Origin of the sequence: Paracoccus sp. (in: a-proteobacteria) (genome assembly GCF_046462195.1) — a bacterium.
GTDB lineage: Bacteria > Pseudomonadota > Alphaproteobacteria > Rhodobacterales > Rhodobacteraceae > Paracoccus.
The window spans coordinates 19,702-29,060 of record NZ_JBKGUN010000170.1; the positions used below are offsets into that span (position 1 = coordinate 19,702).

Consider the following 9,359-nt stretch of genomic DNA (forward strand, 5'->3'; position numbering starts at 1 on the left):
CACGACCCCTTGAACCCTGGCTCAAGGGATCAAACAGCCGGGGCCGGCATTCGCAGCGGCGCCTCGTGCACGGGCAGGTGAATCAGCGCACTGAAGGCTCCGACACCGACGCCGATCCACCAGACCAGCAGATAGTCGCCCGAAATGTCATAAAGCCACCCGCCCAGCCAGACTCCCATGAAGGACCCGATCTGGTGCGACAGGAAGACGAAACCGTACAACGTCGCCATGTAGCGCAGCCCATAGATATAGGCGACCAGCCCCGACGTCAGCGGCACCGTCGCCAGCCACAACCCTCCCATGACCAGTGAAAAGATGATGACGCTGGCGGGCGTCATCGGCGTCAGGATGAAGGCAGCGGCGGCAATGGTCCGCAATGTATAGATTCCTGCCAGCAGGTACTTCTTGGTGTAACGCTTGCCCAGGTAACCCGCCAGGATCGCACCGCCGATATTGGCCAGCCCTATCAGCGATATGGAAATGGCCCCGAGCGCCGAGGTCGTGGTGATTCCCAAACCCGCCAGCATGCCGGCGGGATCAATGGGGCCGCACATCTCGGTGATCATTGCCGGGAAATGGGCCGTGATGAAGCCAAGCTGATAGCCGCAGGAAAAGAAGCCTGCAAAGATCATCAGATAGGACGGGTCGCGGAAAGCACGCTTGAGGACTGTCCCCATGCTGTCTTCCAACTGGGATCGGGTGGCGGGCCTGCCGTCGCCCAGCATGGGTAGGAACAGCAGCGTCGCCAGCACGATGACGCCGAAGATGACAAAGACCGATTGCCAGTGGTAAAAACCCAGCAGGATTTCGGCCAGAGGGGCGCCGAAGACCTGTCCGGCCGATCCGGCCGCGGTGGCAATCCCCAAGGCCATGCTGCGGTTCTCGTCGCTGGCGGCGCGGCCGACAACAGCCAGGATAACGCCAAAGCCCGTGCCCGCGATGCCAAAGCCGACCATGATCTCCAGCAACTGCACGCCGGCCGGGGTGGTGGCAAAGGCAGTCAGAATCAGGCCGGCACTGTAAAGGAACGCGCCCAGGATGATGGCCCATCGATCACCCCAACGCTCTGCCAGCGCGCCGAAGATCGGCTGGCCGATTCCCCAAGCCAGGTTTTGGATGGCAATGGCCAGGCTGAATTCAGCCCGCGGCCAACCAAAATCCTCGGCCACCGGAATCTGGAACACGCCAAAGCTGGCGCGAAGGGCAAAGTTGATCAGCAGGATCAGCGAGCCGCCGATCAGGACCGGCGTGAAAATGCGGGCTTGGGATGACATGGCTGCGGCCTTGATGGATCAAGGCCACAGCGTTGCCCCGAGGGACGCTTTGCGTCAATCACACAAATGTAGGGGCGCAATCGGCCTCAGCGGCGTCCCAGTTCATTCTGGATCGAGAAGCGCGACGACGGGATCGAGCCGCCCTTTTGCATCTCCCCCAAGATGACCGTGGTTTTCTGACCGCTGTCATCCGTCACCACCCATTGGCGCAGTTCGGTCGGGCTGGTGAAGACCATCTGGAGGTTGCCGTTCTGCGGGCGCTGGGGGTCCTGCGCGGTGACGACAGTGGCATTGTTCTTTTCGCTGTGGCCGACGACCATGCCTTGGCGGCTCAGGTTGATGTTGGCGTCCAGAATGATCGACAGGGGCGTCTGCGACAGCGGGTACTGCTGCGGCCCGCTATTCGACTTGCCGTCGAAGATGGCCACGTTTCCGCCCGAAGCCAGAACAAGCGTAGGGTCGTTGTCATATTCGAAACGGACCCGGCCCGGTCGCTGGATATAGACCGTGCCGGTCGAAACCGTGCCGTCCGGATTGATCTGGGTGAACTGGGACGTCACCGTGGACAGGCTGTTGAGATAACGTGAAATCTCGTTCAGCGAGATGCGTTCTGCCAAGGCCGGGAAGGCCATGCAGACAAGAAGGGCGGGCGCGAGTGCGAGGGTGCGTATGTTCATGACGCCGATCTTATCCTTTCGCCGAAATCTTGCACATCACGTCTGGTGGATGGCGGTGGCGGGCAACGATCGCGTCCCCGTGACAGTTCCCGGGTCATTGTTTCAAAATGCCGCACTTGCCCGGAACACAGGGCGAACATATCTTTCTGCCATGGCAACACGCACCCTCCAAGACAAGTTGGCGATCCTGTCGGACGCGGCCAAATATGACGCCTCCTGCGCCTCCAGCGGGACCGATCAGCGTGATTCGCGATCGGGCGGAATCGGCTCGGCCGGCGGATCGGGGATCTGCCACGCCTATACCCCGGACGGGCGGTGCATCAGCCTGCTCAAGATCCTGATGACGAACTTCTGCATCTATGACTGCGCGTATTGCATCAACCGGGTCAGCAGCAATGTGGAACGGGCACGGTTTTCTCCCGAGGAGGTCGTCAGGCTGACGCTTGAATTCTATCGTCGCAACATGATCGAAGGGCTGTTCCTGTCGTCTGGCATCATCAAGAGCCCGGATCAGACCATGGGGGACATGGTCCGCATCGCCCGAATGCTGAGGGTCGAACACGGCTTCAAGGGCTATATCCACCTCAAGACCATTCCTGACGCTTCGCCCGAACTGGTGGCCGAGGCCGGGCTTTATGCCGACCGCCTGTCGGTCAACATCGAGCTGCCGCAGGACGCCAGCCTGCGACACCTCGCGCCGGAAAAGCGTCCCGAAACCATTCGGGCGGCCATGGCGGACGTGCGACTGAACCGCGAAGCTTCCAAGGAGCGCAGCCACAGCGGCAAGCGTCCACCGCGCTTTGCCCCCGCGGGGCAGTCCACCCAGATGATCGTGGGGGCCGATGCGGCGACGGACCGCGATATCCTCAAGACATCGTCGAACCTGTATGCCGGCTATCAGTTAAAGCGGGTTTATTACTCGGCCTTCAGCCCCATTCCTGACAGCTCGGCCGTTCTGCCGCTGATCAAGCCGCCCTTGATGCGGGAACATCGGCTTTATCAGGCTGACTGGCTGATGCGGTTTTACGATTTCGATGCGGACGAGATCGCGGCCGCGCACCCGTCCGGAAACCTTGATTTGGCCATCGACCCCAAGCTGGCCTGGGCCTTAGCCAATCGGGCGCAGTTTCCCGTCAACGTGGCCCTTGCCCCGCGCGAGATGCTTTTGCGCGTGCCGGGATTTGGTACCAAGACGGTCACGCGCATCCTAGCCGCGCGGCGCAACGGGGCGATCCGTTATGGGGACCTGCTGCGCATGGGCGCGATCATGTCCAAGGCCAAGCCGTTCGTGACGCTGCCTGACTGGCACCCCGGCGCATTGACCGACAACGACGGGCTGCGGGCCCGATTTGCCCCGGCCCCTGAACAGTTGAGCCTTTTCTGATGATCCGCATCACGCTGCCGCGCTTTGGCCGTTTCGAGGCATGGCGCACGGCAGCGCGCGGGCTGGCCAGCGCCCGGATTGCACCGGAAAATGTCGCTTGGGCCGACCCGGATGCCCCTGATGACCTGTTCGGCACGACGCCCACGCCACCATCGGGCACCCACCCTGTCGCAGCGACCAAGGAGTTTATCCAGCTTGCACGCACCGTTTCCAGTCATTCCGATCCTGAACGCTGGGCGCTGCTTTTCACCGCGCTGATCCGGGCGCAGGACGACCGCCGATTTCTGACGAACCCCGCCGACCCCTTGCTGGACAAATTGGAACGGATGGCCAAGTCCGTGCGCCGCGACATCCACAAGATGCACGCCTTTGTGCGCTTTCACGAGCTGCCATCCGACGATCCGCGTCGCAGCTTTGGCGCCTGGTTCGAACCCGAGCATCCGATCCTGGAGGCTGCCACACCGTTCTTTGCCAAGCGCTTTGCGGACATGGACTGGTTGATCGCCACACCCGAAGGCGTGGCACGCTTTACGGGCGGAGCAATCGCGTATGATCCTCCGGCCCACAGGCCTGATCTGCCGCAGGACGCCAGCCATGACCTTTGGCAAACCTATTTCGCCAACATCTTCAATCCGGCACGCATCAAGACCAATGCCATGCGGTCCGAAATGCCGATGAAGTATTGGAAGAACCTGCCGGAAACGCGACTGATTCCCGAAATGCTGGCCGATGCGCCCCGGCGTGTTCAGGCAATGCGCGAAGCCGGAGCTTCGGAAGCTCCGGCCTTTGCGCCCCGGATCACCGCCCGCATCCGCCAGCAACCCGATGACACACCGCCGGAAACGCTGGCTGCCGCCGCAGCACAGGCCGCGCGCTGCACACGCTGCGAGTTGTGTCACGCCGCCACCCAGACGGTCTGGGGCCAGGGGGATGGGGCGGGGCCCCTGATGATCGTGGGCGAGGCCCCCGGCGATCAGGAGGATCTGGCAGGCCGACCCTTCGTCGGCCCGGCTGGCCAGTTGCTGCGTCGGACGATGGATGAAGCAGGGCTTGATCCGGACCGCGCCTGGTTGACCAATGCCGTCAAACATTTCCGGTTCACGCCGCGAGGCAAGCGCCGGATGCACCAGACGCCCGACCGCCCGCATATCGAGCAGTGTCGTTGGTGGCTGGACGTTGAACGGCGCCTTGTCACGCCGCGGCTGACCTTGGCGCTGGGTGCAACAGCGGCCTTTGCACTGACAGGCAACCGCAAGCCCCTTACCCCCCGGCGCGGCCAGATCGAGCTGGCGCTGGATGGTGGGCCGGTTCTTGTCAGCTGGCACCCCAGCCTGATCCTGCGGTTGCCTCCTGACCGCGCGCCCACTGCCTTGGCAGAACTGCGCGCAGACCTGAGCCGAGCAGCTGAACTGACCGCCTGACTGAGCCTATTTCGCGGCGACCGTGGATCCTGTCAGCCGAAAACCGACCAGCCCGTGAATTTGGCCAACCTTTCCGCCGCCAGAGTTCTCAACCGTGAGTTGCCCCAACTGTCCAGCCCCGGTGACCAGAGGGCGATCGAGGCCCGCCCGAGCGCGATCACCAGCAACCCGCCGCCCACGCCCGACGGGGCGGGCAGGCCCACGCGAAAGGCAAAGTTGCCAGATCCGTCGTACTGGCCACAGGTCATCATCAGCGCGTTGATACGGCGCTGCTTGACGGGCGACAAAAGGGACGGTGCGCAGGGGAGGCCGCCGATCACGCAGCCCGCGCGCGCCAGCTGCACGCAGCTCATCTGGATGGCACATCGGTGAAAATAGGTGCCGGTCACATGATCGGGCGGGTTGTTCAGGTTGCCGAAGCTGCGCAGGTAATGGGCCAGCGCCGCGTTCCTTTGGCCGGTGCGGGTTTCGGATCGGCCACGGCCTTGTCGATATGGATGTCATCATCCTCGACGGCAGTGCGGATGAAGCCGATGACCTCGGTCAGCGCCTGCTGCGGGCTGCGTCCGGTCAAAAGCTCGTCTGTAGCCACAAGCGCGCCCGCATTGATGAAGGGGTTGCGGGGGCGGCCCTTTTCCTGCTCCAGCAGAAGGATCGAGCAAAGCGGTCACCCGAGGGCTCACGCCCCACGCGCAGCCACAGTTGTTCGCCGATGCATCCCAAGACGCAGGCCAGCGCAAAGACCTTGCTGACCGACTGGATGGAGAAACGTTGTTGCGCCTGTCCGGCGGTGACCAGCTGGCCAGCGCCACTGCGATCTCGAACTGCGCCGGATCGACCCGCGCCAGTTCGGGAATATATTCGGCGACTGCGCCCCAATCCGCGCCGGCGCGGATGTCACGGTCCAGATCGTCCAGAAACCGGTCGAGTGTCATGATCCCCTCCCCCGCTTGCGCGGCCGGTCATGCCGCGAAACCTGCGGCGGGGAAAGCCTAAAGCGGCCGCCCGGCCAGCAGGCGCGGCATCGGGTCGACCGACAACCCGGCGGCTTGCCGCATGAAGCCGCGCCGCAATCCCGGCAAGGCTGTCACGATGCCCATGCCCAAGCCCCGCGCGGCCGAGACGATCGGATTGTCCGTTGCGAACAACCGGTTCACGCCATCCATGCCCAGCGCCAAGGCGGTCGCGTCAAAGCGCCGCCATCCCTGATACCGCTCCAGCACCAGATCGCTGCCGATATCCTCGCCGCGACGAGCGGCCTCGACCAGCACTTCGGCCAGGGCGGCCACGTCCCGAAGGCCCAGGTTCAACCCCTGACCAGCAACAGGATGAACGCCATGAGCCGCATCACCCACCAGCACCACGCGCGGCGCGGCATAGCGCTCGGCCAGTGAAAGGCTCAGCGGATAGCTGAATCGCAGGCCGGCCAAGGAGATGCTGCCCAGAAAATCGCCAAAGCGTGGGCGCAGCACTGACAGGAATTCGTCATCCTCCAAGGCCGTGATGGCCGCGGCATTGGCGCGCGTCTCGGACCAGACGACGCTGCTGCGGTTGCCGGGCAGGGGCAGGATCGCCAAAGGCCCGGTGGCCATGAAATACTGATGGGCAGTGCCTTCGTGCGGCAGGTCGTGGTCAATAGCCGCCACCAGCGCCGTCTGCCCATAATCCCAGCCTTGGCGACGGATGCCCGCACGCCCGGCCACGCCCGACTGGCGGCCGTCCGCGCCGACCAGCAGCCGTGCCTGCACCTGCCGACCGTCAGACAGCGTCACCAGGATGCCCGAAGACCCCGGCTGCTGGCCGGTCACGGCGATACCCGGCAGATGGGTGACCTTGTCCTCCATCTCCGCCATCAGCGCGCGAAAAAGAAAGCGATCTTCCAGCATGTGGCCCACGGGGCCGTTCTCGGTTTCGGCACTGTCGAAATGCAGAAAGAACGGCCCAGCGCCGTCGCCCGCGCGACCTTGCGAAGCCTTGACCTGCCGAATGGGCTGGCTGTCGCCCGACAGCGTGTTCCACAATTTCAGCGCGGTCAACAGGCGGACAGACGCCACGGCCAGTGCATAGGCCCGTCCATCGAACGCCGCGTCCGCGCGCGCCGTGACAGGGCGGGGATCCACGACCGCCACGGAAAGGCCCGCGCCCGCCAGCGCCAGCGCCAGCGTCGGGCCGTTGAGCCCGCCCCCGGCAATCAGAACGTCGAACTGCTGTGTCATGGGCGGATCAATGCACGGGGGGCGGACAAAGGCAATGCGGCGCGCGGCCTCAGTTCTCGGCTGCCAGCAGCGCGGCCAGCCCCGATCGGTAATCGGGATAATGCAACGTCACACCCAGATCCCGCTTGATGCGGTCGTTCCGCACACGCTTGCTGTCGGCGTAAAAGGAGCGGGCCATGGGCGACATCTGCGCCTGGTCGAACGGGACCGCCGGGGGGACTGGCAGGCCCAGCAGTTCCGCTGCATGGGCGATCACCTCTTGCGGCGGGGCAGGGTCGTCATCGCACAGGTTGTAGATGCCGACAGGCGCGGGCGCCTCGATCGATGCCAGCAGGACTTGGGCGATATCCTCGACATGGATGCGGGAAAACACCTGACCCGGCTTGATGATACGCCTTGCGGTTCCATCCCGCACCTTCTGAAAGGGCCCGCGACCGGGGCCATAGATGCCGGCCAGCCGAAAGATGTGCAGCGGCAGGCCATGGGCAAGGACCAGCGCCTGCCAGTCGGCCTCGGCACGGATGCGGGCTTGGCCGCGAGGCCCCGATCCGTCCAGAACGGAATCCTCGTCCACCCAGCCGCCCTGCCGGTCGCCGTAAACGCCGGTCGTGGACAGATAGCCCAACCAGCGGATGCGCGCACGGGACAGGTCATCGCGAAAGGCCGACAGGACCGGATCGCCGTCTTCGGTCGGAGCGGCCGAGACAAGAATGGCATCGGCGCGGGCAATGGCCTCACGCACCTCGTCCTCCTCGCCGGGCCACAGCAGCGGCTGCGCACCGGCCCTTGCTACGCGATCCCTGTCGGTGCGCGTGGTGCCGGTGACGTGCCACCCCCGTGCCGTCAGCAGGGGTGTCAGATAGCTGGCCGAGTAACCATGACCGAAAACAAGCATTTCCATGGCGGCATGGTAACGGAGGGTGCGGACAGGCGCCAGACGCTTGCCTGCCGCAGCTGTCGCTGGCAGGGTCGGGGCAACCATAAGGACAGCCAGACATGACGGATTCCCGCTTTCTTCCGGTCAGGACCCCCGATGCCGCCGCGCCGCACGATTTCACCGATCCCTCCGCCGCCGTGGCGCATCTGCGCGCGCTTTACGATCAGGCAACGGGATTTCTGCTGGACCATTTCACACGCATTCTGGATGGCGGCGCACCCGAAGCCCGCTATCGCGCCTTTTATCCGCGCATCCGGCTGACCGTGCCCATCCACACAAAGATCGATTCCCGGCTGTCCTTTGGCCATGTTGTCCAGCCCGGCAGCTATGCAGCCACCATCACGCGCCCCGACCTGTTCCAGAACTATCTGATCGAGCAGGTGGGCCTTCTGATCCGCAACCACGGTGTTCCCATCACCATCGAGGTGTCGGACACGCCCATGCCGGTCCATTTCGCCGTGGCCGCGCAAAGCGATCTGGCCGTCCCGCAGGAAGGGGTCCTGGATTTCTCGCTGCGCGACATTTTCGACGTTCCCGACCTCAACACCATGAACGATGACATCGTGAATGGGGTGGCGGGGCCCATGCCAGATGGCACGCAGCATCTGGCGGCCTTCACGGCCCAGCGCATCGATTACTCTCTGGCGCGCTTGTCCCATTATACCGCCACGGCACCCGAGCATTTCCAGAACTTCGTGCTGTTCACCAACTACCAGTTCTATGTGGACGAGTTCGAAGCCTTTGCCCGAAGGGTCTTGGCCGATCCCGACCTGGGCTACACCGCCTTCGTTGCTCCGGGCAATCAGCAGATCACCGATCCGCACCAGGACATCGCCACGTTGACCAAGCTGCCGCAGATGCCGACCTATCACCTGAAGCGCGCCAACGGGCAGGGGATCACGCTCGTCAACATCGGGGTCGGCCCTTCCAATGCTAAGACCGCGACCGACCACATCGCCGTGCTGCGCCCGCATGTCTGGCTGATGGTCGGCCATTGCGCAGGCCTGAGAAACAGCCAGTCGCTAGGCGATTTCGTCCTGGCGCATGCCTATCTGCGCGAGGATCACGTGCTGGACGACGACCTGCCGGTCTGGGTGCCGATTCCCGCATTGGCCGAGGTTCAGGTCGCCCTGCAGGAGGCCGTGGCCGAGGTGACCCGTCTGGACGGCTACGAGCTGAAGCGCATCATGCGCACCGGCACCGTCGCCACCATCGACAACCGCAACTGGGAGTTGCGGGACCAGTCTGGTCCTGTCCATCGCCTGTCCTTGTCACGCGCCGTGGCGCTGGATATGGAAAGCGCAACCATTGCCGCAAACGGCTTCCGGTTCCGCGTTCCTTACGGAACGCTTTTGTGCGTCAGCGACAAGCCGCTGCATGGAGAGTTGAAGCTGCCGGGCATGGCTACCAATTTCTATCGCACCCAGGTCGCCAACCACCTGCTGATCGG

7 protein-coding genes and 1 pseudogene are annotated in these 9,359 nt (G+C 64.1%); 3 read left to right on the forward strand and 5 right to left on the reverse strand.

All coding sequences use genetic code 11. The annotated features are described in order from the left end of the window. Window positions 1-29 precede the first annotated feature (29 nt). Both ACLHHB_RS10760 and ACLHHB_RS10765 read right to left on the reverse strand, forming a co-directional pair. A complete protein-coding gene (locus ACLHHB_RS10760; protein ID WP_410218283.1) occupies window positions 30-1,274 on the reverse strand; it encodes an MFS transporter in 1,245 nt (414 codons plus the stop codon). An 86-nt stretch (window positions 1,275-1,360) separates the two neighbouring features. Next, window positions 1,361-1,951, reverse strand: coding sequence for a LolA family protein (locus ACLHHB_RS10765; RefSeq protein ID WP_410218284.1), 591 nt, complete (start codon window positions 1,949-1,951; stop codon window positions 1,361-1,363). 151 nt (window positions 1,952-2,102) lie between these two features. Between ACLHHB_RS10765 and ACLHHB_RS10770 the strand changes: the two genes are divergently transcribed. Then, a complete protein-coding gene (locus tag ACLHHB_RS10770) occupies window positions 2,103-3,335 on the forward strand; it encodes a putative DNA modification/repair radical SAM protein (RefSeq protein ID WP_410218285.1) in 1,233 nt (410 codons plus the stop codon). Further along, on the forward strand, window positions 3,335-4,756 hold the full coding sequence (locus ACLHHB_RS10775) for a UdgX family uracil-DNA binding protein (protein WP_410218286.1): 1,422 nt from the start codon (window positions 3,335-3,337) through the stop codon (window positions 4,754-4,756). The genes ACLHHB_RS10770 and ACLHHB_RS10775 overlap by 1 nt, the downstream gene beginning before the upstream one ends. A gap of 32 nt (window positions 4,757-4,788) precedes the next feature. On the opposite strand, the pseudogene glsA reads toward ACLHHB_RS10775, so the two are convergent. The 3 genes and pseudogenes from glsA to ACLHHB_RS10790 all read right to left on the reverse strand — a co-directional run bounded on the left by glsA (window position 4,789) and on the right by ACLHHB_RS10790 (window position 7,873). Beyond that, window positions 4,789-5,635: pseudogene (gene glsA, locus ACLHHB_RS10780) on the reverse strand (glutaminase A). A gap of 113 nt (window positions 5,636-5,748) precedes the next feature. After that, window positions 5,749-6,972 carry a UbiH/UbiF/VisC/COQ6 family ubiquinone biosynthesis hydroxylase gene (locus ACLHHB_RS10785; RefSeq protein ID WP_410218287.1) on the reverse strand — a complete coding sequence of 408 codons (1,224 nt, stop codon included), beginning with the start codon at window positions 6,970-6,972 and terminating at the stop codon, window positions 5,749-5,751. Between the two features lie 49 nt (window positions 6,973-7,021). Then, window positions 7,022-7,873, reverse strand: a complete 852-nt coding sequence (locus ACLHHB_RS10790; protein WP_410218290.1) for an SDR family oxidoreductase — start codon at window positions 7,871-7,873, stop codon at window positions 7,022-7,024. A gap of 95 nt (window positions 7,874-7,968) precedes the next feature. Between ACLHHB_RS10790 and ACLHHB_RS10795 the strand changes: the two genes are divergently transcribed. Then, window positions 7,969-9,359, forward strand: a 1,391-nt coding sequence (locus tag ACLHHB_RS10795; RefSeq protein ID WP_410218288.1) for an AMP nucleosidase, incomplete at its 3' end; no start/stop codon positions are given.

Coding starts and splice junctions, on each gene's coding strand:
- ACLHHB_RS10785 (WP_410218287.1), bottom strand. CDS start 6,972: ATGACACAGCAGTTCGACGTTCTGATTGCCGGGGGCGGGCTCAACGGC.
- ACLHHB_RS10765 (WP_410218284.1), bottom strand. CDS start 1,951: ATGAACATACGCACCCTCGCACTCGCGCCCGCCCTTCTTGTCTGCATG.
- ACLHHB_RS10770 (WP_410218285.1), top strand. CDS start 2,103: ATGGCAACACGCACCCTCCAAGACAAGTTGGCGATCCTGTCGGACGCG.
- ACLHHB_RS10790 (WP_410218290.1), bottom strand. CDS start 7,873: ATGGAAATGCTTGTTTTCGGTCATGGTTACTCGGCCAGCTATCTGACA.
- ACLHHB_RS10775 (WP_410218286.1), top strand. CDS start 3,335: ATGATCCGCATCACGCTGCCGCGCTTTGGCCGTTTCGAGGCATGGCGC.
- ACLHHB_RS10760 (WP_410218283.1), bottom strand. CDS start 1,274: ATGTCATCCCAAGCCCGCATTTTCACGCCGGTCCTGATCGGCGGCTCG.